25 protein-coding genes are annotated in these 26672 nt (G+C 67.5%); 9 read left to right on the top strand and 16 right to left on the bottom strand.

Features of this window, described 5'->3' with window-relative positions:
* Positions 1-3 precede the first annotated feature (3 nt).
* A complete protein-coding gene (locus QE395_RS08165; RefSeq protein ID WP_095363898.1) occupies positions 4-1596 on the top strand; it encodes a mechanosensitive ion channel domain-containing protein in 1593 nt (530 codons plus the stop codon).
* Here the strand turns inward: QE395_RS08165 and QE395_RS08160 are convergent.
* From QE395_RS08160 to QE395_RS08150, 3 genes are read right to left on the bottom strand one after another with little or no spacing between them, the layout of a single operon-like run.
* Entirely contained in the window at positions 1593-2471 is an 879-nt protein-coding gene (locus tag QE395_RS08160; protein WP_095363897.1) for a DUF2950 domain-containing protein, read from the bottom strand. The two genes, QE395_RS08165 and QE395_RS08160, sit on opposite strands and share 4 nt — an antisense overlap.
* Positions 2472-2484: 13 nt before the next feature.
* Positions 2485-3804, bottom strand: coding sequence for a DUF3300 domain-containing protein (locus QE395_RS08155; protein WP_095363896.1), 1320 nt, complete (start codon positions 3802-3804; stop codon positions 2485-2487).
* 41 nt (positions 3805-3845) lie between these two features.
* Complete coding sequence (locus tag QE395_RS08150; RefSeq protein WP_095363895.1) at positions 3846-4643, bottom strand: OmpA family protein; 798 nt, start codon at positions 4641-4643, stop codon at positions 3846-3848.
* Between the two features lie 204 nt (positions 4644-4847).
* Here QE395_RS08150 and QE395_RS08145 point away from each other — a divergent pair, with 204 nt between their 5' ends.
* From QE395_RS08145 to QE395_RS08130, 4 genes are read left to right on the top strand one after another with little or no spacing between them, the layout of a single operon-like run.
* On the top strand, positions 4848-7598 hold the full coding sequence (locus QE395_RS08145) for a decarboxylase (RefSeq protein WP_068852487.1): 2751 nt from the start codon (positions 4848-4850) through the stop codon (positions 7596-7598).
* A 30-nt stretch (positions 7599-7628) separates the two neighbouring features.
* The gene (locus tag QE395_RS08140; protein WP_306988419.1) at positions 7629-9329 is read left to right on the top strand and encodes a TrkA C-terminal domain-containing protein; all 1701 of its coding nucleotides are present in this window, start codon (positions 7629-7631) and stop codon (positions 9327-9329) included.
* Positions 9330-9338: 9 nt separating this feature from the next.
* Positions 9339-10676, top strand: coding sequence for an OprD family outer membrane porin (locus QE395_RS08135; RefSeq protein ID WP_095363893.1), 1338 nt, complete (start codon positions 9339-9341; stop codon positions 10674-10676).
* Positions 10677-10699: 23 nt separating this feature from the next.
* Positions 10700-12388 carry a hypothetical protein gene (locus tag QE395_RS08130; RefSeq protein ID WP_306988417.1) on the top strand — a complete coding sequence of 563 codons (1689 nt, stop codon included), beginning with the start codon at positions 10700-10702 and terminating at the stop codon, positions 12386-12388.
* A 23-nt stretch (positions 12389-12411) separates the two neighbouring features.
* Here QE395_RS08130 and QE395_RS08125 read toward each other — a convergent pair whose 3' ends face one another.
* From QE395_RS08125 to QE395_RS08085, 9 genes are all read right to left on the bottom strand, one after another.
* Entirely contained in the window at positions 12412-13029 is a 618-nt protein-coding gene (locus QE395_RS08125; RefSeq protein WP_068852496.1) for a response regulator, read from the bottom strand.
* A gap of 4 nt (positions 13030-13033) precedes the next feature.
* Positions 13034-14146, bottom strand: coding sequence for an ATP-binding protein (locus tag QE395_RS08120; RefSeq protein WP_306988413.1), 1113 nt, complete (start codon positions 14144-14146; stop codon positions 13034-13036).
* Positions 14147-14249: 103 nt separating this feature from the next.
* The gene (locus QE395_RS08115) at positions 14250-14765 is read right to left on the bottom strand and encodes a hypothetical protein (RefSeq protein ID WP_217977555.1); all 516 of its coding nucleotides are present in this window, start codon (positions 14763-14765) and stop codon (positions 14250-14252) included.
* 1 nt (position 14766) lies between these two features.
* Positions 14767-15585, bottom strand: a complete 819-nt coding sequence (locus QE395_RS08110) for a DUF2092 domain-containing protein (protein WP_306988411.1) — start codon at positions 15583-15585, stop codon at positions 14767-14769.
* Positions 15586-15621: 36 nt separating this feature from the next.
* Positions 15622-16605 carry a transporter gene (locus tag QE395_RS08105; RefSeq protein ID WP_306988408.1) on the bottom strand — a complete coding sequence of 328 codons (984 nt, stop codon included), beginning with the start codon at positions 16603-16605 and terminating at the stop codon, positions 15622-15624.
* Positions 16606-16622: 17 nt separating this feature from the next.
* On the bottom strand, positions 16623-17369 hold the full coding sequence (locus QE395_RS08100) for a formylglycine-generating enzyme family protein (protein WP_306988406.1): 747 nt from the start codon (positions 17367-17369) through the stop codon (positions 16623-16625).
* The gene (locus tag QE395_RS08095; protein ID WP_306988404.1) at positions 17366-17527 is read right to left on the bottom strand and encodes an SUMF1/EgtB/PvdO family nonheme iron enzyme; all 162 of its coding nucleotides are present in this window, start codon (positions 17525-17527) and stop codon (positions 17366-17368) included. The genes QE395_RS08100 and QE395_RS08095 overlap by 4 nt, the downstream gene beginning before the upstream one ends.
* A gap of 31 nt (positions 17528-17558) precedes the next feature.
* Complete coding sequence (locus tag QE395_RS08090) at positions 17559-18071, bottom strand: DUF202 domain-containing protein (protein WP_083214162.1); 513 nt, start codon at positions 18069-18071, stop codon at positions 17559-17561.
* A complete protein-coding gene (locus QE395_RS08085; protein WP_068852508.1) occupies positions 18068-18499 on the bottom strand; it encodes a hypothetical protein in 432 nt (143 codons plus the stop codon). The genes QE395_RS08090 and QE395_RS08085 overlap by 4 nt, the downstream gene beginning before the upstream one ends.
* A 131-nt stretch (positions 18500-18630) precedes the next feature.
* On the opposite strand from QE395_RS08085, the gene QE395_RS08080 reads away from it, so the two are divergent.
* Positions 18631-19797, top strand: coding sequence for a hypothetical protein (locus tag QE395_RS08080; RefSeq protein ID WP_249832611.1), 1167 nt, complete (start codon positions 18631-18633; stop codon positions 19795-19797).
* A gap of 13 nt (positions 19798-19810) precedes the next feature.
* Here QE395_RS08080 and QE395_RS08075 read toward each other — a convergent pair whose 3' ends face one another.
* From QE395_RS08075 to QE395_RS08065, 3 genes are all read right to left on the bottom strand, one after another.
* Positions 19811-20200 carry a response regulator transcription factor gene (locus tag QE395_RS08075; protein ID WP_249832612.1) on the bottom strand — a complete coding sequence of 130 codons (390 nt, stop codon included), beginning with the start codon at positions 20198-20200 and terminating at the stop codon, positions 19811-19813.
* A gap of 120 nt (positions 20201-20320) precedes the next feature.
* Entirely contained in the window at positions 20321-20968 is a 648-nt protein-coding gene (locus QE395_RS08070; RefSeq protein WP_184123369.1) for a response regulator transcription factor, read from the bottom strand.
* Between the two features lie 151 nt (positions 20969-21119).
* The gene (locus tag QE395_RS08065) at positions 21120-22079 is read right to left on the bottom strand and encodes a helix-turn-helix domain-containing protein (RefSeq protein WP_176472658.1); all 960 of its coding nucleotides are present in this window, start codon (positions 22077-22079) and stop codon (positions 21120-21122) included.
* Positions 22080-22176: 97 nt separating this feature from the next.
* Between QE395_RS08065 and QE395_RS08060 the strand changes: the two genes are divergently transcribed.
* The 3 genes from QE395_RS08060 to QE395_RS08050 all read left to right on the top strand — a co-directional run bounded on the left by QE395_RS08060 (position 22177) and on the right by QE395_RS08050 (position 25357).
* Positions 22177-23976: a histidine kinase gene (locus tag QE395_RS08060; RefSeq protein WP_095363887.1), complete on the top strand. Its 1800-nt coding sequence runs from the start codon at positions 22177-22179 to the stop codon at positions 23974-23976.
* 22 nt (positions 23977-23998) lie between these two features.
* A complete protein-coding gene (locus QE395_RS08055) occupies positions 23999-24859 on the top strand; it encodes a phosphatase PAP2 family protein (RefSeq protein ID WP_306988399.1) in 861 nt (286 codons plus the stop codon).
* A gap of 102 nt (positions 24860-24961) precedes the next feature.
* Positions 24962-25357 carry an OsmC family protein gene (locus QE395_RS08050; RefSeq protein WP_093535850.1) on the top strand — a complete coding sequence of 132 codons (396 nt, stop codon included), beginning with the start codon at positions 24962-24964 and terminating at the stop codon, positions 25355-25357.
* A gap of 276 nt (positions 25358-25633) precedes the next feature.
* Here QE395_RS08050 and QE395_RS08045 read toward each other — a convergent pair whose 3' ends face one another.
* The gene (locus QE395_RS08045) at positions 25634-26617 is read right to left on the bottom strand and encodes a helix-turn-helix domain-containing protein (protein WP_306988397.1); all 984 of its coding nucleotides are present in this window, start codon (positions 26615-26617) and stop codon (positions 25634-25636) included.
* Positions 26618-26672 lie beyond the last annotated feature (55 nt).

Below are 26672 nucleotides of genomic sequence, written 5' to 3'. Positions count from 1 at the left end.
GCCATGCCCGCGCTTCGGCTGGTGGTGCGTTGTGCCTGCGGCGCCTGGCTGCTGGCCTGGGCGCTCATCGCGGGCGGCGCGCCCGCGCCGGCCACGGCGCGCTGGTTCAACCGTGACCTGGTGACCTTCCGCGCACCGCTGTACGGCAACACGCCGGAGATGCGCGCACGCGCCACCGAAGCCAACCTGGCACGCATCGTCGACCTGCCCGGCCAGGCCACCCTGCAGTCCCAGCCGGTGCCGCAGGGCGTGGTCATCCTGGCCGGCGGGCAGCTGGTCACCGTGCTGACCCCGGCCGACTGCAACGCACTGGGCAATGAAACCCTGCCCGAACTGCGCGACCGCACCGTGGCCCGCATGCAGGTGGCGCTGGCGGCCGCCGAACAGGCCCGCCTGCCACAGCGGCTGCTGGCCGGTGCCGCGTGGGCGCTGCTGGCCACCGCCATTGCCATCGGCGTGTTGTGGGGGCTGCGCTGGTGCAGCCGGCGCATGCGCCGACGGGTGGATGGCTGGGTCCAGCAGCGTGTGCAGCAGCTGCGCAGCGTTTCGGCGCGGCAGCTGCTGCTGGGGCTGGTGACCAGCGCGCGCAGCCTGGGGCGGCTGGTGGGTTGGCTGGTGGTGCTGGTGGTGCTGGAGGAATGGCTGCGCTTCGTGTTCGGTCGCTTCCCCTACACCCAGCCCTGGTCGGCGGCGATGGGCGGCTGGATCGGCGAACGCGTCGCCCGCTTTGGCCGTGGCGTGTTGGAGGCGCTGCCCGACCTGTTCACGGCGGCGCTGATCTTCCTGGCCGCACGGCTGGTGGTGCAGGCGGTACGCATCGTATTCGACGGGGTGGCAAGCGGCCGGTTCCAGTTCGTGGGCATCGACCAGCCCTTGGCCGAACCGACCCGGCGGATCATCACCGTGGTCATCTGGCTGTTCGCGCTGGCGATGGCCTACCCCTACCTGCCCGGTGCCGAGACCGACGCGTTCAAGGGGCTGAGCGTGTTCGTCGGCCTGATGGTGTCGTTGGGTGCGTCGAGCATCGTCGGCCAGGCCGCCAGCGGCTTCACCCTGCTCTACTCACGCACCCTGATGGTCGGCGATGTCGTGCGCGTGGGCGACACCGAAGGCGTGGCGATACAGATCGGCTTGTTCACCACCCGCCTGCGCACCCCGCTGGGGGTGGAGGTCAGCATCCCCAACAACGTGGTGCTTGCCGGCGAGCTGCGCAACTACTCGCGCGATCCGCAGGGGCCTGGCCTGTGGCTGGAAAGCGCGATCACCATCGGCTACGACGCGCCGTGGCGGCAGGTGCACCGGCTGCTGCTGCAGGCCGCAGCGGCCACCGACGGGGCGCTGGCCGATCCACCACCGCACGTGGTGCAGTCCGAACTGGGCGACGTCGCGGTGCGCTACGTGCTGCGCGTGCGCGTGGTCGAGGTCGAACGCCGCTGGCAGGTGCGCAGCGCGCTGCATGCGCATATCCAGGACGCGTTCAATGCGGCAGGAGTGCAGATCATGTCGCCCAACTACGAAGGCGACCCGGAACAGGCCAAGGTGGTGCCGAAGGCGCACTGGGAAGGACGGCCGGCGCCGGCCAGCGACGAAACCTAGTCGGCGGTATCGACCTGCGTCCAGCTGCTGTCCGGATCGAACAGGGTCATGGCGCGGGCCTCGCGGTCGGTGTCCGGCCCCAGGTCTTTCTCATAGACCTGGCCGGCATGGCTGATGGTGAAGCTCATCACGCCGCTGTCGCCGTAGCGCGCCGGCCAGGCCACCAGCGCGAAGCCGCGGGTCATGGCGCCGGCCACCGAGTAGGGGTACGCCCCTCGCGGTGCGGAAGGGCCCTGCCCCTGCAGGATCCGGTAGTGGTAGCCATGCCACTCATCGTCCGGCGTCTCGCCGCCGAACAACGGCCCCAGCGGGCTCTCACCGCCCGCGTCGGCAGGCCAGTACAGGCCGTCATGCGTACCGGGGCTGCTGCGCAGCCGGGCGGCGTACTCGGGCAGCGTGTCATCGTTGCGGTCACGGCGTGCGTATTCGCGTTGCGCGTCATGGTAGGCCAGCACGGCCTGCGCCGCTTCGCGCTCGTTGCGCCCGATCCGGCGCGCACGCAGTTCGGGTGCGGCCGCAGCCAGGTCGAAGGCCCAGCCGCTGCCCTGTTTCACCAGTGGCACCGGCAACGTCCAGCCTTCGTCGCCCACGCTGACCAGCGCATGGCTGGCGTCGACGGGCTTTATCGCGTGCCTGCGCTGGTACTGGCTGATGAAGGTGTCCACGTCCTTGCGCTCGATATCGTCGCGCGGCACGTAATCCTCCCAGTCGTCGCCCAGTACCACCGAGACCTGTCCGGGCTGCGTGTCGCGCACTTGCAGCGCTGCCACCAGCGCGTCGGCCGCGGCAGCGGCGCTGGGATAGGCCTGTTGGGCCTGGGCGGGCGCGACCAGCAGCAGGCAGGCCACGCTCAAAAGGGAAAGACGAAGGGTCATGGCAGATCTCCGATCAACGACGACGACCGCCGCCACCACCACCGCGCGGAGCGGCCGGCCGATTCATCGGCCGCCCCTGCGGGCGTGCGCCGGCGGGACGCTGCGAACTCTGCACGCTGCGATGCCCGCGATCGGCATCGCCCAGCGACTGGCCGGGATTGCGCGCACCATTGAACGCATTCTCCGGATGGCTGCCCGGCGGGCGACCGTGGCCGGCGCCCCCCTGGTTGCGGAACTGATTGCTGCCGGACGGGTTGCGCCCCTGCGCAGGGCGCTGGCCCAGCTCTCGCTGCGACGCACCGGCGCGGTCGCGCGCCTCACGGTTGGTGGTGGCGGGCGTATCGAATCCACGGCGTTCCATCGACTGGCGTGCGCGGTCGCGCTCGGCCGCCCGTGCATCATCACGACCTCGATAGTCCTGCCGCTGCGCCGCACTGTCGCGCGCTCCATCGAAGCGTTCGCGGGTAGCCCCGTCACGATAGGGCACGCCGTCACGGTTGGCCGCGTTGTGCTTCCACCTGCTGTCGTCGCGGTTGATCTGGCGGTTGCTGTTGAACTCGTTGTAGCGGTCCACGTCGATATCGATATCGCCGTGCCCCCAGTCCAGGTCGCCCCACAGCGCACCGCCCACGGCCACGCCGATGCCGAAACTGAGCAGCGCACCGCCGGGGTAGTAATACGGCGGCGGCGGGTAGTAGTACGGCGGGTAGGCCGGGTAGGCCCAGCTGCCGTACACCACGCTGGGGTTGTAACTGGGTACGTACACCACCTGCGGGTCGGCAGATTCGATCACGATGGTCTGTGGCGCGGAGGACGCCGCGGGCTGGGTGCTGACCTTCTGCTGTTCATTGCTGTCCAGGTGGCCCGCGGTCTGGGCCTGCCGGCGCAGGCGCTGCACCGAATCCATCACGGCGTCGGGCTGGGCCAGGAATGCGTCGCCCATCTTCTGTACCCAGGCCGGGTCCTGCCCCAGCACCGCCAGCAGCTGCGGGAACGCAACCAGTGATTGCACGCTGGGATCCCACGCCTGGTTGGCCACCTGGCGCACCGCGTCTTCGCCCTTGGCATCAGGATGTGCCTTTGACCATGCCACCGCATCGGTGACATCGCCAGGATAGCTGGAGGCCATCAGCACCTGCGCCAGCAGCGCGTCCGGATACAGCGCCACCGGCGCCAGCATCTGGTCCAGCTGTTCGCGCGTGAAGGTGCCTTGGCTCGCCGCTGCTTTGGCGGGCACGGGTGCGGCAGCGACGGCAGGGCGCACCGTCACCGCCGTGCAGGCCAGTGCCAGCACCAGCGTGGGTAGCCGTGCCCATGTCAGGTAGGTGTGCATGCGACCTCCACTTCAATGCGCCGTGCGCCTGCGGCCAGGGTTCAGGGTTTGACGCCCGCTTGTACACCTTTGTCGACGACCAGCTTGGCCACCACCTTGCGCGCTGCGCCGTTGCTGCCGCTGCCCGCATCCGGTGCCACGCCCATGCCGTCGCCGGCGCGGACCCTGCCCGGTGCCAGGCCGGCATTCTGCTGCAGGTAGTTGGCCACCGCTGCGGCACGCTGGGTGCTCAGGCGCTGGTTGGCGGCGGCGTTGCCGGTGGAATCGGTGAAGCCCTGCAGCACCACGGCGTAGTTGTGGGTCTGCTTGGCCTTGGCGGCGAATGTATCCAGGTCGCCACGTGCCTTGGCCGAAAGCTTTGCGCTGCCCGAGTCGAACGTTACTTCCGCCGCATCCAGCTGCTCGTACGTACCGAACTCGTCCATGCGCTTGTTCATCGCACCGACCTCTTCCGTGGTGGGCGCCATGCCCGCCTGGATCTGCCGGGTGGTGCGCAGGTCCTCGGAGCGGAAGCTGATTTCGCGCGCGGCCAGCGCATCGCCCGCGGCACCGCCTTCGACCGTGACCGGAAGCCCCGCCGCCAGGACGCTGGCATCGGTCTTTTCATGGATGACGTTGGTCAGCCCTTTGGTCTTCTTGTACACCGTGTCGGCCGACACGTGCACGGTGTGTGCGGTTCGGGCCTGGTCCACCACGGTAATGGTGTCGCCCTGCACGGCCGTGATCACGCCTTTGAGCTTGGTTTTGGCCGGATCGGCGGCCAGCGCGGCCAGGGAGGTGAGGCCGACCAGCACCAGCAGCAGGGGGGCGGCGGCGCGGGACACGGTGCGGGTGGACATGGGGCAGCTCCAGGAACGAGGACGATGAACCACGCTAGGCGTGGGCCACCCGGCCCGCAATTGGCCCTTGGGGCCATACGCCGGGCATGGCCCCAAGGGCCAATTCCCGGCCCTGCTGCAGGGGTCTAGCCTGCGCTGCGTAGTGGCCGCCGCGCCTGCTCGAGCGCGTGGCGGATTCCTTTCGTTCCCCGCCGGAGCCCTGCCATGAATGCCGACCCTGCTGCCCTGCCGCAACTGTCCACGGTGCTGGCTGCCGCCTCGATGCGCGCCGACCACTGGCGCCAACTGAACGCGTATGCGCGTGCGTGGGCGGCAGCAGGCACCGACAGCGCCGAACGGCGTGGCGCCTGCGTCGAAGCATTGGCCGACCTGCGCCCGCTCGAACAGTGCTGGGCCTACCCCGGCGAACGCCTGCTGGGCGCGCTGGCCGCGGCACTGGCCGACAACGACGCCGCACAGTTCGCGCGGCTGGCACGCAAGCTTTCGGCCGCGATCCTGTCCGGCGATTTCCGCCGCGACGAACAGGCCTGGAACGCCGACGACGACGGCGACCGCACCCTGCTCGATGCGCTGCCGCCCGAGCTGCTGGGCGCGCCGGACAAGCCCTACTTCGAAGTGTTGATCGTGACCCCCAACGAACCGGCGCTGTGGCAACGTGCCCGCGACGAAATGCGCGCCATGCGCCGCGTCGACGATCAGTTCCACTACGCGGTCACCCACGCCGGCAGTTTCGAGGATGCCGCGCTGGCGGCAATGGTCAATGCGGACGTGCAGGCGGTGGTCATCGTCGACGGATTCCGTTTCACCTCGCTGCTCGACATCCCGGACCTGAAGCAGTTCCTCGCCCGCAACCTCGGCAGCGACGACGAGCCGTCGACGGCCGGCGCATTGTCCACCTCGCTGGCCCGCGCCCTGAAGCACTTCCGACCGGAGCTGGACCTCTACCTGCTCACCGACCGCTCCCCGGAGCGTCTGGCTGGCAGCGACGAAGCCGCGCCGCTGCGCCGCGTCTTCCACCACGTCGAAGAACCCATGGAAGTGCACCTGGCATTGCTGGATGGCATCGCCGACCGTTACGAAACGCCGTACTTCGACAACCTCAAGAAATACGCGCTGCGCCCGATCGGCACTTTCCACGCGCTGCCGATCGCACGCGGCAAGTCCATCTTCGGCTCCAACTGGATCCGCGACATGGGCCACTTCTACGGCACCAACATCCTGTTCGCCGAATCCTCGGCCACCACCGGTGGCCTGGACAGCCTGCTGGAACCCACCGGCACCATCAAACGCGCGCAGACCGCCGCGGCCAGGGCCTTTGGCGCCAAGCGCGCCTACTTCGGCACCAACGGCACTTCCACCTCGAACAAGATCGTGGTGCAGGCGGTGTGCAAGCCCGGCGACATCGTCATCGTCGACCGCAACTGCCACAAATCGCACCACTACGGCTTCGTGCTCAGCGGCGCGCAGCCCTACTACGTGGAAGCGTTCCCGTTGACCCAGTATTCGATGTACGGCGCGGTCCCGCTGCGCACCATCAAACAGGCGCTGCTGGACTGCCAGGCCGGCGGCAAGCTGGACCGGGTCAAGGTCATCGACATGACCAACTGCACCTTCGACGGCCACATGTACAACCCGCAACGGGTGATGGAGGAGTGCCTGGCGATCAAGCCGGACCTGATCTTCCTGTGGGACGAAGCCTGGTTCGGCTTCGCCCGCTTCAGCCCGCTGCACCGTCGGCGGACCGGTCTGGGCGCCGCGGCCGCGTTGACCGAACGCTATCGCAGCAAGGCGTACCGCACCGAGTACGAAGCCTGGAAGGCGCAGCGCGGCAAGGTCGAGCCCGGCGACCCGGCCCAGCTGGATGAACATCTGCTGCCCGATCCGGATAAGGTGCGCATCCGGGTATACCAGACCAACTCCACCCACAAGTCGATGTCTGCCTTCCGGCAGGGGTCGATGATGCTGGTCTGGGACGAGGATTTCCACGAGGTGGAAGGCCCGTTCGAAGAAGCGTTCTTCGCCCATACCTCGACCTCGCCCAACCTGCAGCTGATCGCCTCGCTTGACCTGGCACGGCGGCAGATGGAACTGGAAGGCTACGGCCTGACGCTGAAGATGACCGACCTGGCGCTGCGCCTGCGGCGCACCATCAACGGCCACCCGTTGATCTCGAAGTACTTCCACGTCGCCACGCCCGAAGACATGATCCCGGCCGAGTTCCGCGCCTCCGGCCTGCGCGACTACGGGCCGCCCAATGCCAGCTGGGTGGAGACGCTGCAGGCGTGGGACGACGATGAGTTCGCGCTGGACCCGACCCGGCTGACCGTGATCTGCGGCGCGGCCGGCTTCGACGGCACCCAGTTCAAGGGCCTGCTGGCCGAGCGCTTCGACATCCAGATCAACAAGACCTCGCGCAACAGCATCCTGGTCCAGACCAACATCAACAACACCCACAGCGACGCGGCGCTGTTGATCAAGGCCCTTGCCGACCTCTCGCGCGAAATCGAAGCGCGGCTGGCACAGGAAGGCGCCAACGGTCGCCAGGTCTTCGCCGACCGGGTCCGCGCGTTGATGACCGACGTGCCCGACCTGCCCAACTTCAGCCAGTTCCACGATGCCTTCCGCGAAGCGCCGGACGGGGCCAGCAACGAAGGCCACATGCGCCCGGCCTTCTTCATGGCCTACGAGGAAGCCAACTGCGAATTCGTGCGGCTGCACAGCGACGACGTCGACCGGCGGCTGGCCGAAGGACCGCAGATGGTCTCTGCCAACTTCGTCATCCCCTACCCGCCCGGCTTCCCGATCATGGTGCCCGGCCAGGTGATCACCGCCGACACCATTGCCTTCATGCGCAAGCTGGATGTCAAGGAGATCCACGGCTACCACGCCGCGCAGGGAATCAAACTGATCAAACCCGATGCGCTGGCCGGCCTGCGTGCCGGTTCCCTGCAGTGAACCGCCGTCCCCCGGACAGGAGCACACGTCATGCAAGGTTTCTTCCAGTTTCTCGCTGACAACCCCTATATCCTGCTGTTCTTCACCGTCGGCATGGCGGTGCTGGCGGGCAAGTTTTCGGTCAAGGGCTACGGCCTGGGCATGGTCGCCGCAGCGGTGGTGGTCGGCGCGGCGCTGGCCACCTGGGCGTCCACCTACGGCGTGAAGCTGCAGCTGGACAACTTCGCCAAGTCGCTCTTCTACTATCTGTTCATGTACGGCGTGGGCCTGCGGGTGGGGCCGGCGTTCTTCAACAGCCTCAAGAAGGACGGCATCAAGTTCACCGTCCTGGCGGTGATCTGCGCCGTGCTGGGCCTGCTGCTGGTGGTGCTGATGTCCGGGCTGCTCGGGCTGCCGGCCGGCGCGGCCGGTGGCGTGCTGGCCGGGTCGCAGACCATGTCGGCCGCGATCGGGACCGCCGAAATGGCGGTCGAACAAGGCGCCTACCAGCTGCCGCCCGGGACGACCGCCGAGCAGGTTTCGGGAATGATCGCGCTGGGCTACGGCGTCACCTACATCTGGGGCACGGTCGGCATCATCCTGGTCTGCAAGTACCTGCCGCGCTGGTGGGGCGTGGATGCACGCAAGGCCGCACGCGAGTACGAGCTGGAACACGGTGTGCGCAACGTCGATGACGCCGCGCTGTCGGGCTACCGCGGCGGTGGCCTGCGTGCCTACCGGCTGGACAACGCCACCAGCGCCGGGCAGAGCATCGGCCAGTTCCGCAGCAGGTATCCGCAGTACCGCATCGTCAACGTGCGCCGCGGCGAGGAAACGCTGGGCGCGGATCCCGGCCTGGTGCTGCAGCAGGGCGACGTGGTCGCGCTGGGTGGACGGCTGCAGGACCTCACCGACAACATCGGCCTGCTCGGTGCGGAGGTGGACGACCCCAAGGCGTTGAACATTCCGCTGGACCAGGCCGAGATCCTGGTCACCGACAAGGACTTCGTCGGCAAGCCGCTGAGGAGCCTGGCCGGCGAGGATTTCGCGGGGCAGCTGCAGGTCACCCGGCTGGAACGTTCGGGTGAACCCATCCCGGCCGGCGCCGAAACCGAACTCAAGCGCCTGGACGTGCTGTTCGTCACCGGTCTGAAGAGTGCGGTGGACCGTGCGGCCGGCATGCTCGGCAAGATCGCCCGTCCCAGCACTACCACCGACCTGCTGACGCTGTCCGGGGGCATGGTGCTGGGCCTGCTGATCGGCAAGGTCAACGTGCCGATCGGCGACTTCTCGGTCGGCCTTGGCAACGCGGGCGGCCTGCTGCTCTCGGGCATCCTGGTGTCGTCGCTGGTGTCGCGGCTGCGCTTCTTCGGCAGCACGCCCAACGCCGCCCGCAACATCCTGGAGGACCTGGGCCTGGTGACCTTCATCGCCATCGTCGGCATCAATGCCGGCGCGACGCTGCTGGAACAGCTGACCGGCGCCATCGCGCTCAAGATCTTCCTGGCGGGCTTCGTCGCCAGCACGGTGCCGCCCTTCATCACCTGGGCGGTGGGGTACCACTTCTTCAAGATCAATCCCGCCGTGCTGATGGGCGGCGTGGCCGGCTCACGGTCGCACTCGGGTCCCGCGCGCGAGGCCGCCAAGGAGATCGACAGTACCGTGCCCTGGGTGGGCTTCCCGGTCGGCTATGCCGTGTCCGGCGTGCTGTACACCGTGTTTGGCTACTTCGCGATGTTGCTCTCGCACTAGGAGACGGACATGAAGCCACTCGCATGCATGCTGGCCGCAGCGGCGCTGCTGCCCGCCCTGGCCCGGGCGCAGTCCGCTGCGCCCGACGACCCGGCCACGGCCGACGCGTCCCCCAGTTCCACCGAACAGGGCCAGACCCCCCTCGACGAAGCGTTCGTCCCGCGCGACCGCGCTGCCTGGATCCGCGAAACGCGCCGCCAGGCGTGGAAGGACACCGCCTTCGACGTGCAGGCGCGCACCTTCTACCTGGACCGCGACAAGTACGACGACAGCCAGAGCACGGCGTGGGCACTGGGCGGCTCGGCCGGGTTCAAGACCGGCTACTTCCGCGAACGCTTCGCCTTCGGCGCCACCGGCTACACCTCCCAGCGCCTGTACGGACCGGATGACAAGGACGGCACCCTGCTGCTCAAACCCGGCCAGGAAGGCTACACCGTGCTGGGCGAAGCCTATGGCGAGTTCCTGATCAACGATGACACCCGGCTCAAGCTCGGCCGCTTCGGCATCGATACCCCCTACGTCAACCGCAATGACGCGCGCATGACCCCGAACACCTTCCAGGCCCTGACCGTGCAGGGGGTGTATGGCGGCGACGGCGGCGCACCGCAATGGAAATTCGGTGCCGGCTACTTCGACAAGATCAAGGAGCGCAACGCCGACACTTTCGTGTCCATGGCCAGGGACGCCGGCGCGCCTTCCTGGGTCGACCGCGGCGTGTATACGCTTGGCGCGAATTACACCCGCGACCGGCTAAGCGCCGGTGCGATCTACTACCACAGCAACGACATCATCAGCATCTTCTACACCGAGGCGAAGTACGCCTTTCCGCTGGGCGACACCGCCAAACTCAACCTGGCGCTGCAGTACTCCGACCAGGACAGTGCGGGCGACAACCTGCTGCGCGGCGATGAATTCTCCGCCCGCCAATGGGGTGGCAAGCTGGAACTGGGTTACAAGGGAGCGCTGTTCACCACCGGCTACACCCGTGCCAGTGGCGGCACCAACATGCAGAACCCGTGGAGCGGCTATCCCGGCTACACCAGCGTGCAGGTCGAGGATTTCAACCGCAATGGCGAAGGCGCCTGGCTGCTGCGTGCGGCGTACAACGTCCAATCGGTCAAGGGGCTGAGCTTCTATGCGCTGTACGTGGATGGCTCCGATCCGGACGCGCCCACCGACTACGCCAAGGACGAGTACAACCTCAACGCCCAATGGACGGCGGCCGACGGGCCGCTGAAAGGCCTGATGATGCGGGTGCGTTACGCGCACGTCAGCCAGAAGGGTCCGCAGACCAGCGACCTGGACGACCTCCGGCTGCTGGTCTACTACGATCCGCCGGGACTCTGATCCACCCATCCGGAGGGGCGCACATGGACGGCTTCGCATCGCTGCTGGACCGCTATCCGGAACTTGCCGTGTACCTGGCCCTGGCGCTGGGCCACTGGTTGGGCGGCATCAAGGTCCATGGGTTCAACCTCGGCGGTGTCACCGGTTCGTTGCTGGTGGGCATGCTGATTGGCTGGGCATTCCATGTCCCGGTGGCGGCCACCGCCAAATCGCTGGTGTTCCTGCTGTTCCTGTTCGGCATCGGCTACGAGGTCGGTCCGCGCTTCCTGTCCGCGATGAAGGGCGATGGCTGGCGCTATGCGGTGCTGGCGGTATTCATGCCCGTGGTAGGGCTGCTGGCCGCCCTGGTCGTCGCCCACGCGCTGAAGCTCGATCCGGGCCTGGCGGCCGGCATGATGTCCGGCGCCCTGACCGAATCGCCGGCGATGGGCACGGCCAACGAGGCCATCCAGCGCCTGCCCATCGATGACGCGCTCAAGGCCCGCTACATCGCCCATGTCGGCGTTGCCGATGCCTTGTGCTACGTGGCCGGGGCACTGGGGGTGATCCTCACCTGCAACGTGATCGGGCCGCGCCTGCTGCGCCTGAACCTGGTCGACGATGCGCTGGCACTGGAGCACCGGTTCGGCATCGAACGCTCGGCGGCCGGCATCGCATCGGCCTGGCAGCCCTTCGATACCCGCGCCTATCGCATCGCGCCGGGCATGCGAATCGCCGGTTTGCGCGTGGACCAGGCCGAATGCCTGCTGCCGGGCCTGCGCCTGTTCGTCTACCGGGTGCGTCACGGCCAGTCACTGGTCGAGCCGGGCCCGGCCACGCGCCTGCATGCCGGCGACCACATCGTCATCGGCGGTCCACGCAAGGCGCTGGTGGAAGTGCTGGGCGAGCGTGCCGAGGAAGTGGACGACCCGGAACTGCTGGACATTCCAATGGCGTCCCACCAGGTGCTGGTCAGCCGGCGTACCTGGGCCGGGCAGCGGCTGGAACAGATCGCCCGCCACGATGCGGTGCGCGCGGTGTTCCTGCGCGGGATCCGCCGCAACGGCCAATCGATGCCGATCGGCACCCAGACAGTGCTCGAACGCGGGGACGTGCTGGAACTGATCGGACCGGAGCCTGCAGTGGTGCGTGCTGCCGCCGAAGTCGGTCGGATCCTGCACCCGACCACCGCCACCGATTTCGTGGTCGTGGGCATGGCGATCTTCCTCGGCGCGGTGTCCGGCATCGTTGCCGTGGTGCCGCTGGGCACGCTGTCGGTCAGCATCGGCAGCAGCGTCGGCGCGCTGCTGGGCGGCATCGTGGTCGGGCATCTGCGGGTGCGCCGCCCGCTGTTCGGGCGGGTCCCGGAGAGCGCGGTCAAGCTGATGCAGTCCTACGGCCTTGCCGCGTTCGTTGCGATGGTCGGGCTGGGTGCCGGCCCGCATTTCGTCGAAGCGGTGGAACAACACGGGCTCGGCCTGTTCCTGGGCGGCATCGGGGTCACCATGACGCCGTTGCTGGCCGGTCTGTGGTTCGGCCACAAGGTACTGAAAATTCCCGGGGTGCTGCTGCTGGGTGCAATCTCAGGCGCGCAGACGTTCACCGCGGCGCTGGCCGCGCTGCAGGAACGCTCGGACAGTTCGATCGCGGTGATCGGTTACTCCGGTGCGGTCGCCATTGCCCATGTGCTGCTGACCACCTGGGGCACGGTGATGGTGCTGGCGATGGCCTGAGGACACCAGGGCGCAGGTACCTTTCAGCCGCCGCCGGGATCGACGTGGGCCAGCTCGGCCAGGCGGACCAGCGCCGCCACCGAACGCACGCCGAACTTCACCATGATGCGGCTGCGGTGCACCTTGGTGGTCTTCAACGAAATCCCCAGGTCTGCAGCGATCTGCTTGTTCAACCGCCCGGAAATCACATGCGGCAGCACCTGGCGCTCGCGCGGGGTCAGGCACTGGTAGCGCTGCACCGCGCCCTGCTCGCCACTGCGCCGGATCCGTGCGCAGGCATCGGCGTCGATGCCGCGCATCACCGCCTCCAGCAGCACCGCTGCATCCACCGGCTTGGTCAGGAAATCCACCGCGCCGGCACGCATTGCCTGGGCGCAGCTGGAAACGTCCGCATCGCCGCTGACGAAGATCATCACCGGCGCCTGGCCGCGTTCTCCGAACAGCTGCTGCAACGCCAGCCCGTCCATCCCGGGCATGTGCAGGTCCAGCACCACGCACCCTGCGGTGTCGGCATCGTACCGGGCCAGGAATTCGTCCGGGGAGCCGCTCAGGGTCACCTCCAGCCCATCGGCGCGGAGGCAGCGTCCCAGCGCGGCAAGCACGCGCGGGTCATCGTCGACAATGTGCACGACAGGGCTCATGGCACTACTCCATCAAAGGAAGGTCGATGTAGAAACAGGCGCCGCCCTCGGGCAGGTTACGGGCATTGATCTCGCCACCGTGGGCCCGAAGCAGCGTGCGGCAGATCGCCAGGCCCATGCCCATGCCGTTGGGCTTGCTGCTGTGGAACGGGGCGAAGATGGTGTCCATGCGCTCCGCCGCGATGCCGGGGCCGGTGTCGCGCACCTCGATCCGGATGGTCCCTGGCACCGAGCCGTCCGTGCGCACGGTCAGCACCCGGCGTGGGCTGTCGACCATGGCATCGCAGGCATTGATGATCAGGTTGAGCAGGACCTGCTGCAGCTGCACGCCATCACCCTGGACCCGGCTGAACGGTACCGACAGGTCCAGCCGGTACTCGACACCGCGGTTGATCAGGTCGTTGCGGATCACACGGACCGCATCATGCACCAGGTCGTTGACCATCAGCGCGCCGAGCGTCCGGGTCTCGCGCCGCAGCAGTCCGCGCAGGCGGCTGATCACCTCGCCGGCGCGCTGGTCGTTTTCGACGATGTCCTGCAGGATCTCGCGGATCTCGCCGATCGCGCCCGGGTCGCGGCGCAGGATCCGCAGGCCGGCTTGGGCATTGCTCAGGATCGCCGCCAGCGGCTGGTTGAGCTCATGCGCCAGCGAGCCCGAAATCTCGCCGATCAGGGTAACCCGCGACATGTGGGCCATGCTTTCGCGCTCCACCGCAAGCTCCTGCTCGGCATGCCGCTGCGCGGTCAGGTCGGCAACCGCGAGCACGCCCTGCCATCCGCAATCAAGTTCCACCGCATTGAACAGCAGTTCCACCGGAAACGCCTGGCCATCACGACGCAGGCCATGCTCGTCACGGCCCATGCAACGCGCGGCGACGGGGTCGGCGCGATGGCTGCAGGACCAGATGGCACCGGTGGCATCCGGCACCAGCGCAACCAGCGGCCGGCCCTCGATCTCACCCGGCGCGTAGCCGAATACCGTCGCCGCACGGTCGTTGGCATAACGCACCACGCAATGCCGGTCGACCAGAAGCAAAGCCAGTGGCAGCGCGTTCAGTACCGCCCGCAGCTTGACCTGGTCCCGTGTTGTCGATTCCGGGTGTGGCGTAAGCGTCACCATTCTGGCCTCCGAGGCCCGTGAGCGTGCAGCGAACCGTGCATGTGGATTCTCCTTCAACCCACCCCCTTCAACGCAGACGCACACCGATGACGCATCACACTTACCTGGGCGGATTGATCACCACATACTGCACCGTGGTACCGCTGTACCGCGGCTCATACCAGGTACTCCCGCACTGCTGGTAGGCCATGCCATTGATGACGGTGGTCACACAGCTGGGCGGCACCGAATTCACGATCGAGCCGATCACCGCCGAGGTCACCGCCACGCCCGCGGTAACCGCCGCCGCCGTCGCGAACGGGTGGTCGTCATAGCGGTTCCAGTGGTCGTCGTGGTAGTCCACGTCCACATGGACATCCCGATTCACGTTCCGGTTCACATTCCGGTTGACGTCGCGGTCCACGTTGCGGTTTGCGTTGTGGTTGACATCGCGGTGGGCGCCACCGCCCTGCGGGCGTACCGGCCGGTTGATGTTGGCGTGCGCGCTTGCGCGGGCCGCGCCGCCGCCGCGGTGGCCGTGCTGCGCGTTGACCGGCGCGATGCCCACCGCAAGCAGGACCAGCAGGCTACCCGCGCAGGTCAACACAGGGGTGCGGGCCTTGAGCAGGGTGCGCATGTCAGTTCTCCTGGCCGGCATCGGGGGCAACCACGGCAACCTCGACCGGCACCAGCTTTATCCGCGCGTCGTCGGCCGCCGGGATGAACTGGAACGCGGTGGCCGGTACCGCCGTGCCGGCATCCCAGTTCAGGCGGGCCCGATACTGCGGCTGGGCCGGGTCATCCAGGGAGTTGATGATCAGCTTCTTCGGCAGCGAGGTCGCCTTGGATATCCACACCTGCCAGTCCACGGCATCCTGCTTGAACGCGTACTGCTCCACCGGCTCACCGTCCACGGTACCGCCGCCAATGTGCAATGCGTTGCGGATCGCGGACGTGGGCGCCTTGTCGGTACCCCAAAGGAACATATCGGCCAGTGGCATTTCGATGCCATGGCGGAGGGCGGCCTGGTCGACCAGTTCACCCAGCGTGGCCCCTGCCCCGTCCACCTGCGCGTAGTACTTCAACCGCGGCGAGTACACCGTCAAGGCCTTGCCATCGTAGAACAGCTGCCGCAACTGGCGGTCACTGCGCAGTTCCAGGAACAGCTGGTCGGGCGCCTTGACCTTGTAGGTCACCACACCGTCCAGCTCGATCTTCTGGCCGTCTTCCAGCACCACCTCGGTGCTCGCATCGGAGGTCAGCGAGAACTGTCTGAGTCCACGCAACGCCGCACCCATCCGATCCAGCGCCGCCAGCGCTTCAGGATCGCGCTCGCCGACGTCCGCGGTGGCCGGCGGCGTGCGCGCCGGCGCCGCCGCGAGCGGCAGCGCGCCGCCCGCCAGCCCAGCGATCAGCAGGCAGGCAGTGCGGGCAATACAGATTGCAGGGGTCGCCATTGCATGCCTCCGGAGAAGGAAAGGGAAACGCGCGGCTCAGAAACCCGCGCTGATCGACACGCTCCAGGGATCACCCTCAAAGCGGTTGCGCACGCTGAACTCACTCAGATAGCGGAACGAAACATCCACATGCTCACCGCCGGACCATTTCTTGCCGTAGGTCAGCACCGGCCCGACACCGAACGAACGACCTTTGAAGCCGTCGAGGCGGTCGGCCAGGTCGCTTTCATCGTCCTGCACCTGCTGCAGCCAGCCGGCGGCCGCGCCGAACCCCCAGCCACTGGCGGTGCGCTTGACCAGCAGCGCGTCGGTGCGCAGGACCAGGCCGTTCTTGTAGTCGGTGTCATCGTTGCGGCTGTACCAGTCCATGCCACCAAGCACGCTGAATTCCAGCGTGCCTTTCTGGAACAGATGGGTGTAGCCGGCGGCAGGCGACACGGTCCAGACGTTCAGGCCGGGGTTGGCCAGCTTGCCCGGCGTGTACTTGGCGGTGGGCGCGTAGACATACAGACCGAACGACAGGTGCTGCACTTCGTTGATGTGGAAACCAGCGATCACCGGCGCGAAGTACACGTCGAACAGATTCGAAGCGCTGTCCTGCACACGCGCCTGGTTGCCCAGCGGGCCCTGCAGGCTGGCGGTGACATCGGCATCGATGTAGGGCACGGTCAGCATGCTGGCGAAGTTCCACCGGCCGGTCCTGGTCTGCCACACGTACACGCCGCTGGCGGCCCACAGGCTGACATCCCCCTCCAGCCCCAGCGAGACCTGCCCCGCGATCGGCGCCGGTCGGCTGGCGCCGATCTTGCCGTCGTACTGCACATAACTCAGCGACCACTGCATGCCAGGCTCCGGCGGAATCACGCCGACGTAGGAGGTGATCTGCATGCCGGTGATCGAACGTCCCAACCCGCCTTCGACCGCGTGCGCGGGCAACGCGGCGACCAGTGCAAGCGTGCCAAGCAGCACGGCCGTGGCCAGACAGCTGCGGCGATAGAGCGAGGCGGAAGGGGCTGGCATGGCAATCACCTCGTGGGTCATCGTTCCACGCAGCGGAAGCCGACGTGGCAGGTGGAGGTATCGATCGGCTGGGCCATCCGTGCGGCCGGACGGTAGCGGCGGCAATAGTTGGGCGCGCACAGGTGCGAGCCACCCTTCATCACCCGCCGTGGGATCGCGCTGCCATCGTTCGGATCGTGGCTGCGCTGGCGCTCGCCGCCGCGTGGGTTGTCGATCGCGCAGCAGGCTTTGCTCTGCAGCCGGTCATGCTGCTGGTACCAGTCGCTGGTCCACTCCCACACGTTGCCGATCATGTCGTACAGCCCGTAGCCATTGGGCGGATAGCTGCCCACCGGCGAGGTCCAGCGGTGACCGTCTTCTTCCACGTTCATCCACGGAAACTCGCCCTGCCAGGTATTGGCCTGGTGGCGCCCGCGCACGGTGAGGCTGTCGCCCCAGGCGAACTCGCTGGGCTCCTGGCCGCCACGTGCGGCGTACTCCCACTCCGCCTCCGTGGGCAGGTCCTTGCCGATCCATTTCGCGTACGCCTGCGCATCGGCGAAGGTCACATGGACCACCGGGTGGTCATCCAGGCCGTCCAGTTGGGTAAAGGGTCCGCGCGGATGGCGCCAGTTGGCGCCTGCAACGTAGTGCCACCAGTTGTGGGTATTGGACATGTCCACCGGGCCGGAGGGCTGCACGAACACCACCGACGAGGGCACCAGCAGCGCCGGATCCGCACCCGGGTAGTCGCGCGGATCGGCAGGCCGCTCGGCCGCGGTCACATAACCGGTGGCGCTGACGAAGCGCGAGAACTCGCGCGGTTGGTGACCGGATAGCGGTCGATCCGGAACGGCCCCACCCGCACCTTGTGCGCGGGGCGCTCTTCCGGGTAATGGTCGTCGGAGCCCATCAGGAAGACCCCGCCCTCGATGTCGATCATGGTATCGGCCACCACACTCATCTCTTCCCCCTCAGCCGAAAGGCGCAACATTGAACGTCATGCTCACGATCGCCAGCAGGCCAAGCAGCCAGAGCAGGCCTGCGGTGATCAGGGTCAGCGATATCGGGTAGTGGCTTTCGCCGTGGATCAGGCCTTCACCCATCATCAGGGCACGCTCGCGGCGCAGCTCCTTCATGTAGCGCAGGTGGTAGATGATGCCCAGGGTCAGCATCACCATGCCCAGTGCGACCAGGGCCACGCCGAAGTTGCGCGGGGCGTGCGGGCGCAGGGTCACGCCGGGCGTCTCCAGCATGTGGCCGAAGAACTGGTAGATGGTGAAGCCGAATCCGATCAGCGACAGCGCGGTGCGGATAATCGACATCAGCGTGCGGTCGGCGCTCATGCGCGTGCGCTGGAACGACATGCCGGTGCGCCGCGAGGACAGCTCCAGCGATGCCTGGTCGGTGCCGCCCAGCGTCTGCCGTGCCTGCTCGATGGTGATGGCGCGGTCGGACAGTGCCTTCGCCGGATCTTTCTCGGTCATGGCCGGGAGTCCTTGCCGTGGTGGGGGTGACGCCGCAGCCAATAGCCCGCCAGGCGGGTGAAGGGGCCTCGCAGGATGAGGTAGGGAATGAAGCCCAGCAGGACCGCGAGCACGAACGCTTCCAGCGGGTAGCGGAAGCCGCCGTACACGCGGACCTGGTAGATCACATCCATGACCACGCCCAGCAACAGGATCCGCGTCGTTGCGGTGACCCCTTCGCGCCATGTGGCGAGGCGCTCACCGCCGCTGCTGTGGGCGATGAGCCATGCATAGGGCGGCTTGCCGGCCCGGGCGGCGCGGATGCCGTCGATCAGCGCGGTGATCAGCGCCATGGTCGGCTGCAGGAAGAACCGGAACGTCATCGGACCGTCCGCACGACCCATCATGTCTGTCCAGAAGCGCGTCAGGAAATCGATGGCCAGGAGCATTGCCGGGTTCCATTGCAGAGGATTCCAGCTTGGCGGTGACAATGTAAACGCACATCGGGATAGGTACTGCACCGGCGTCAGTATTTTTACTGCGCCGGCAACGGTATGCCTCGAGGGTATGCTCATCCGGCATGAGCCAGGACAGCTACTCACTGATGCGCGGTGGACTGGTGCACCGCCTGCTGCACGCCAGCGGCGCACTGCATGGCAGCCGGCGCCTGTCGTGGTGGCTTGCCGCCCTGCTGGTGGCGGTGACACTGCTTCCCCTGGTCGGGCTGGCCAGCGCGCAGGGAATGCTGCTGCCGCGGCCACACGCCATGGCGTTGCTCGGCGACTACGCCACCCTCGCCCGCCTGCTGCTGGCGTTGCCGCTGCTGGTACTCGCCGCGCCACGTGCCGATGCGCTGCTGCACAGTGCCCTGCGCCAACTCAGCCAGGCCAGCCTGGTCCACCCACGTCGGCAGCCCCGGCTGCAGGCGCTGCTGGCTACAATCCGACGTCTGCGTGACAGTCGATGGCCGGAGCTGGCCTGCATCGTGCTGGCCTTCCTGCCGCTGTTCGTCCAGGGTGGCGTGGTCAGCCTGCTCAGCGGCGTTCCCGACTGGCGAACCGAAGGCGGCGCGACCACGCCTGCGGGGCACTGGTATGCATGGGTCGGCATGCCCCTGTTCCGGCTGGTCATGCTGCTGTGGCTGTGGCGGTTCCTGCTCTGGGCCATGCTGCTGGCCCGGCTGCCATCGGTGGGTCTGACGCTGCACGCCGAGCATCCCGACCGGACCGGTGGCCTGGCGTTTCTGGGCGTGGCCCACGAGCGTTTCAGCATGCTGGGCGCGGCTGGCGCACTGGTCCTGTCCGGGGCCTGCCTCAACCACATGACCTATCTCGACGCCTCGCTGTACTCGCTGCGCCACTTGCTGGCGGGGTACGTCATTGGCGTGACCCTGCTGTTGCTGGCCCCGCTGCTACTGCTCAGCCCGATACTGATCCGCGCGCGACGGCATGCGCTGTACCGTTTCAGCGCCCTGGGCAGCCGCGCGGCGGCCGCGTTCGACCAGCGCTGGAGAGCGGCCAGTGAGGACACGGCCGGCAGCGAGTCGCTGCTCGACCACAACGATGCCTCGGCGTTCGCTGATTTCAGCGCGGTTTACCAGGGCACCGCATCGATGTCAGTGGTACCGTTCACCCGCTGGACCCTGCTGGGCATGGCCCTGCCCGCCTTGGCGCCACTGCTGCCCCTGGCGCTGGTGGCGATGTCGGTCGACGATCTGGTCGCCAAGCTGGCAGGCATGCTGATCTGAACGACGGATCTGCCTACAGCGAGTGCGAGAGGAAGCGTTCGCCGCGCAATGCGGCCTGCACGGCCATGGCCAGGTCATCGCCCGCGTCGGACTTCAGCACGTAACTGCAGGGCCCCAGCGCCATGGCCTGGTCCACCAGCTGCGATTCGGAGTGGACGGTGATGAACACCACGCCCAGCACGGGCCGCTGCACGCGCAGACGGCGCGCCGCTTCCAGCCCGTTGAGTTCCGGCATCGCGATATCGGTGACCACCACGTCGGGCAGCATCGATTGCGCCGCCTTGACCAGCGAGGCGCCGTCCTGCACCAGGCCGATCACCTCGAACTGTTCGGCAAGCAGGCCACGCAGTTGCCGGCCCATGGCGGAGCCGTCTTCGGCAAGCAGCACACGGGCAGCATTCATGGTTCCCGCCAGGTCAACGCGTTCCCTGATGGTGTGCCGTGCCTGCGCCCCGGACAAGGGAAAAACAACCGGACGCGGGCAAGTAAATCTACTTGCCCGCGTCCCGTATGCAGACGGTGCTCAGTGCCGGATCAGGCCTTCGTGTTCGGCCTTGCGCACCAGTTCCAGCGTGCCGTGCACGCCGAGCTCCTGCATGATCGCGTATTTGTGCGATTCGATCGTGCGCACCGACACCCCAAGTTCGTAGGCGATCTGCTTGGAGCGCAGGCCGCGCGCGACGTACTCCAGGATGCGCAGCTGCTTGTCGGTCAGCACGTACTGCTGCCGGCCCGCATTGGTGATGGCATCCACCGCCAGGGTCGGGGTCACGTACGTGTGCCCGCCCATCACGCCCGCCAACGCCCGCACCAGTTCCTCACCCGCCGCACTCTTGAGCACATAGCCGCGGGCGCCGGCGCGGATCGCCTCGGCGGCCACGCTCGACTCGTCATGCATGGTGAGGAACACCACCGGCATCTCGTAGCCCTCTTCGCGCATCCGACGCAGTGCCTGTATGCCGGTCAGGCCAGGCATGCTGATGTCGGCCACCACGACGTCGGGCGGATCCCGCCTGACGGCGTCAACCAGTTCCTGTCCGGAAGACACCAGTTCGATCGACTCGAACCGGTCCTCCAACAAATGCTCGATGCCCTGCGCCACCACGCGGTGGTCGTCGGCCAGCACTACCCTGCGATACCGGCACTCCGCCGGCGAATACGAAACCTGCATGTTGTCGTCTCCCGTGGCATCAATCGTCCCCTGATTGAAGTGCTCTGCGGGCCAGCGGTAGCGCCAGCCCCGCACAACGATTCGACCTTGATGGTGCCGACGTGATGGCGCCGTGACGTTGTTTCACACTGTGACGGACGTTCAAAACGGTTCAGCCACGCAGGGTGTCCCGGGGGCTTTCGCCGAACACGTCGCGGTACATCACCGAGAACCGCCCCAGATGCGCAAAGCCGAAACGCGTCGCCACCTCGGTCACCCCAACCGAGCCCCGGGCATGCCGCAGGGCACTGCGGGCCAGGTTCAACCGCGCCAGCTGGTGCCAATGGCACGGGCCATGTCCGTAAGCATCACGAAACAGACGCTCCAGCTGGCGTTCGCCCACGCCCAGGTGCCGGGACAGCGCCCGGCTGTCATAGGGATTCTCCAGCTGCAATTTCAGATAGGCCTCGGCCTGGCGCACGATGGCGTCGCGGCGGCGTTCGTTGCAGCTGCCCAACCCCCGCCGTTCGGGACCACCATCGGATGCCGCCACGGCATCGATGAACACCCCGAGCAGGGTGGATGCCTGCATCTCCAGCTGCTCGGGCCGGACAATCCCCTGCCAACCGGCGGCGTCCTGAAGCACCGTGAACACCCCTTCGCGCAGGTTGCGGGCGTCCCTGGGGGCCGCCGCGCGGCTGTACCAGCCCACCTTGGGCAGCCGCAATTCGCGCCCGACCCGCTGCACCGCTTCCCGCTGCAGCACGGTGCGCGGAATGAGCATCACTGCCCATTGCCAGCCCCCGGGACTGGGGCGCACGTTCAACTCGCTGTCCTCGGCAAACACCATGATCTGGCCCGCTGCGATCCAGCGTCCGTTGGCCCACATCGGTTGCGCGCAGGTGACGGCCAGGGCCAGCGCGATCATGCCCTGGCTGAAGCTTCCACTGGCAAAGATCGGCAGCGTGTAGGCGCCGCTGTCCAGGCTGAATTCCGGAAAGACCAGGCGTTGCACGCAGGCGCGAAAGTGGCCGGCAGCCAGCAGCCGCTGTTCGAAGCGGGTATCGCGCACCACCCCCAACAGGGCGTCCGCATCAAAGCCGTCAACGACAAAACGGCTGTAGGGGGACATCGGTTCGTCCATCGCCAGCTCCCGGATTCGTCGGAATGTGGATAGCGCGCGTCGAGTCAACCTGTTCTCATCGGCGCGATTGTGGGGCCGTTACGACATGGCGACAAGTCGTGCCGCCGAACCCCCCAGCCATGACCGGTCGCAGTCCGTTGCTCACCCGAAAGTCGTACCACGTTATGGCGCATGGATTGCCAATGTGGCGATCCCGCGCATCTCCCCGAGGTGCAGAGTGCAGGCCAGCAGCCAGGTGAACCAGGTCGGAGCTACCCCGCCGGACACTGCCCAGAACCGCTCGCCCTCACGTCGCAGTGAGCGCTTCACATCCTCTCCACTGGATGTGCGCATTCTCATAACAAATGTACTCCCGCTCCTGGTCGGCTGCATGCTCGGCCACTGGCTGCCCACGCTTGGCCACAACCCGCAGCTGCAGGTGCTGTGGATACCCGGCCCGGTACTGCTCGGCTGGTTGCTGTTCACCCCGCGCAGCCAATGGCGCGGGTGCATCCTCGCCGCCTGCGCCGGCACCGTGCTGTCGCTGCTGCTGGTGCCGCTGTCGGCACTGCCGCGCCTGCTGGCGAGCCTGGGCGAGTTCGCCATGGTGGCAATGGTGGCGTGGCTGCTGCAGCGCTGGCGCGGCGAGCGCGCTGCGCTGGAGGACTACCGCGACCTGACCCTGTTCCTGCTGCTGGCCTGTGTACTGCTGCCCCTGTGCGGGGCGTGGTGGTACGCGCTGGCGCTGGGTGGACGCGGTCCTGCGCTGGCGCCTGCCACGATGCGCGAGTTCGCCCTCACCAGCAGCGTCAGCTACCTGCTGCTGGTGCCGGCCCTGGTCAACGTGGCCCGCATCCTTGAAGCGCCCGAGCGCCGCCACGGCTGGCATTGGCAGACGCTGGGCCTGGCCCTGCTGCTGCTGGGCCTGCTGGTGGTGCTGTGGACGGTGGACTGGCAGGACGGTGTGGTCACCCCGCTGCTCACCCTGGCGCCGATTCCGTTGCTGGTCTGGGCACTGATCGTGTTTGGCATCGCGGGGGCATCCTTGACCATGGTGGTAGTGGCGGTGCTGGGGATGCAGCTGGGCCTGGAAGCGATGGGACCGTTCGGCTTCTGGACGCCGGAGCGCAACCTGCTCACCGGCCAGGCCTGGACCCTGTGCACGGGGTTCGCACTGCTGTTCCTGGGCGCACTTTCCGAGCAGAAGCTGTCCAACCGGATAAAACTGCAGCGTGCGTACGCGCGCCTGGGCGAAGTCACCGGGCGGATGCTGGTGGTGCAGGAAGAGGAACGCACCCGGATCGCGCGCGACCTGCATGACGACGTCAACCAGTCGCTGGCCGCGATCTCGATCCGGCTCAGCACCCTGCGCAACCACATCCCGCCTGCCGAGCGCCCCAGCGTGGTGGAACTGCAGGACCAGCTGTTGTCGGTGTCCAACGACATCCGCGCCATTTCGCACGAACTGCACCCCAGCATCCTGCGCTTCACCGGGCTGGCCAGTGCGTTGGATGCGTTCTGCATCAAGCGCAACGCACGTGGACGGCTGCGGCTGCGCTGCACCATCGAGGACGCGCCACGCCTGAACGACGATCAGGAGCTGAGCCTTTTCCGGATCGTCCAGGAAGCGGTCAACAACGTGGACAAGCACGCGCGCGCCAGCGTGGCCGACGTGCTGGTGTGCGTGCGTGGGCAGAACGTGGTGCTGCGGGTGGATGACGATGGCGTGGGCATCCTGGCCAGCCACCTGCGGCGCACGCCCGGGCTGGGCCTGATCAGCATGGAAGAACGCGCACGCCTGCTGGCCGGCACCCTGCACGTGGGCACCAGCCCGCTCGGCGGTGCGCGGATCGAAGTGCGCTTTCCCCTGCGCGATGCCGCGCCGCGTGGCGCGGCCGGCCAGTAGAACCCTACGGATGGAGATTCCCATGCCCGCTCTTCGCAAGGCGTCCTGGCTGTCCGTCGTGCTGTTGGCCGGCTGCGCCACCGGTCCACTGACCAGCCCGGCACCGGCACTGATCCCCACCGCGCTGCCGCCACAGCCTGCGCCGGTTCCGGAGCTGCGCCCGGGCGTGCCCGCCGGCTACCTGGGACGTGCGCTGCCCGACAGCCTGCTGTTGCTGCCGCCGCCTCCCGCCAAGGGCTCGCCCGGGTTTGCCCGTGACCAGGCGACCAGCCGGGCATCGCAGAAGTTGAAATCCAGTCCGCGCTACGCACTGGCCAGTCGCGATGCCGACCTGCGCTTCCCGCAGGTGGCCAGCACGTTTTCCTGCGCGCTGGGGGTGCCGATCAGCCAGCAGGATACGCCGCGCCTCTACCTGCTGCTGCAACGCAGCCTCGTCGATGCGGGCCTGGCCACGTACGCGGCCAAGGACCATTACAAGCGCACACGGCCGTTCGTGTTCTACAAAGAGAAGACCTGCTTCCCGGCCGACGAAGCCTCGCTGCGCACCGACGGCTCCTATCCGTCCGGGCATACCTCGATCGGCTGGGCCTGGGCACTGCTGCTGAGCGAGCTGAGCCCGGCCCAGGCCGATGCCGTGCTCGCCCGCGGTCGAGCGTTCGGCGAGAACCGGCTGATCTGCAACGCGCACTGGCAAAGCGATGTGCTGCAGGGGCGTGCGGTCGGCGCTGGCGCCGTCGCGGTGCTGCACGCCAATGAAACCTTCAACGCGGACATGAGGGCAGCCCGTGCCGAGATCGACAGCCTGCGCGGCAGCGGCGTGGTGGCCCAGGACTGCGAGGCCGAGGCGACCGCATTGAAGGTGAAGATACCCGGCGTGGAGTAACCACCCGCGAAGGCAACAAACCGTCCCGCCGATGGCAGGCTGCGCGCAGCCAGCCGGCATGGCATGCTCGGCGCCCCACATTCCCGTTGCAGAGCGTGCGCCATGGCACAGGTCAAAATTGTTTCCGACGGCCCCAACTACCGTCACCAGATCCAGGCCGGTGCGCACCACGTGGTGGCCGATGAGCCGGCCACGCTGGGCGGACAGGGCGCGGGCATGGCGCCGTTCGAGCTGTACCTGGCGGCGCTGTCGGCCTGCACGGCCATCACCCTGCGCATGTATGCGGAGAAGAAGGGCTGGGACCTCGGCGAGTTCCGCGCCGAACTGTCTTCCTCCCGCGACGCCGACAACCGGCTGCTGGTCCACCGGGTGCTGCATGCCAGCGGTGCGCTTGATGACGCGCAGTGGCAACGGTTGCTGGACGTCGTGGAGCGGACGCCGGTGACCCTGGTGATGCGCGAAGGTGCGGTGATCACCAGCGAGCGGGCTGCCGGCTGAGACGGATCGCAGGCGAGAAATGGCCTGGCTCGCTGCCCCCTGAGCGATGACGGGGGAGACATCCCGCGGTTGACAGCGAGCCAGGACAAAGCGTGCCGGTCGCGTGCTCCTGGACCTCCAGGGCCCTGTCCACGCGTTGGCGCTTCGTAGTCATTAGAACGCCGGGATGGATGCGCAGACGCCTCGATCCGGCAGCACGAACGTGCGTTCCGGCAAGACGAGGGAGGAATGCGGCATGTGGATGTGCAATTCCGGCACGCTGCCGGAAACGTGCCTTCAGGCCGGGATGCCCGCCGAGGCAGGCGCACGCATCAGGGTGTCCCGGGGCAGCTCACCGAACACGCGCCGATAGTTGTCGGCGAACCGCGACAGATCCCACAGGCCACAGCTGAGCGCCACCGCCTTGACCGACTTGCGGGTGGCGTCGGCCATCGACAGGCCGCGGCATGCGGCGCACAGCCGCAGCATCGACAGGTACCGGTTGGGCGAGGTTCCGAACAGGTCCTCGAAGGCATAGCGCAGGGCACGCTCGCTCACGCCCGCTGCGGCGCAGATCTCGTGCATGTAGATGTTGCGCCGCAGATTCTGCCGCATGAAGGATTCGGCGCGCTGTGAGATCAGATAGTGCGCGCGGCGCGCACGGGAATTGGCCGTCCGGCTCTGGCCCTGGGCCGCGAGCAACGCCTGCACGTGTTCGTGCAGCAGCACGGCCGCAGCGTCAGCAGGCAGGGCCGGATCCGCGCCGCCAAGCCATGCGGGAAGCTGCGCGTAGCGCCCGGCAAGCCCGCAACCGCTGGCGCCCGCATCGAACAGCGACAGTGCCTGCCCGAAAGGCAGGTTCGAACGCAGGCTGAGTTCGGTGAGTTTGCGCTGCACCCGCTGCATGGGCGTAAGCAGGAAGCTGAAACGGCTGCCGGCACTGAACGCGAATTCACTGGCGCCTTCGGGAAACACCGTCAATGCCGTACCCGCGCCCAGGCTCACGCCGTGGCACCAGCTTCGCGATGGGTCGGTCTCGTGGATGAAACCGAGCAGGCACCATTCCGGCGGCAACACGAAGCGTCCGCGGAAGTGGAAACCGCAGGTGACCGTGCAGAACAGCGATTCATCATGCACCTGCGACTGGATCGATGCGCGCGGCCCGTTGTCGTCCAGCAGCACCATTTCCAGTTCGCAGACCCGGAGCACACCGCCCAATGACGCCAGGTCATGCTGGCGTAACCCGGTACCGTGAATCTCCTGCACTTCACCATCGGCCATGACAGCGGTTTCCCCGTTTGGCGTGGACTCCACGATGGTCGCCATCCACCGTGCA

This window comes from Stenotrophomonas sp. SORGH_AS_0282 (genome assembly GCF_030818125.1).
Taxonomy (GTDB): domain Bacteria; phylum Pseudomonadota; class Gammaproteobacteria; order Xanthomonadales; family Xanthomonadaceae; genus Stenotrophomonas; species Stenotrophomonas rhizophila_A.
The sequence above is the reverse complement of the archived record's forward strand: the minus strand, read 5'-3'. Positions and strand labels throughout refer to the sequence as shown.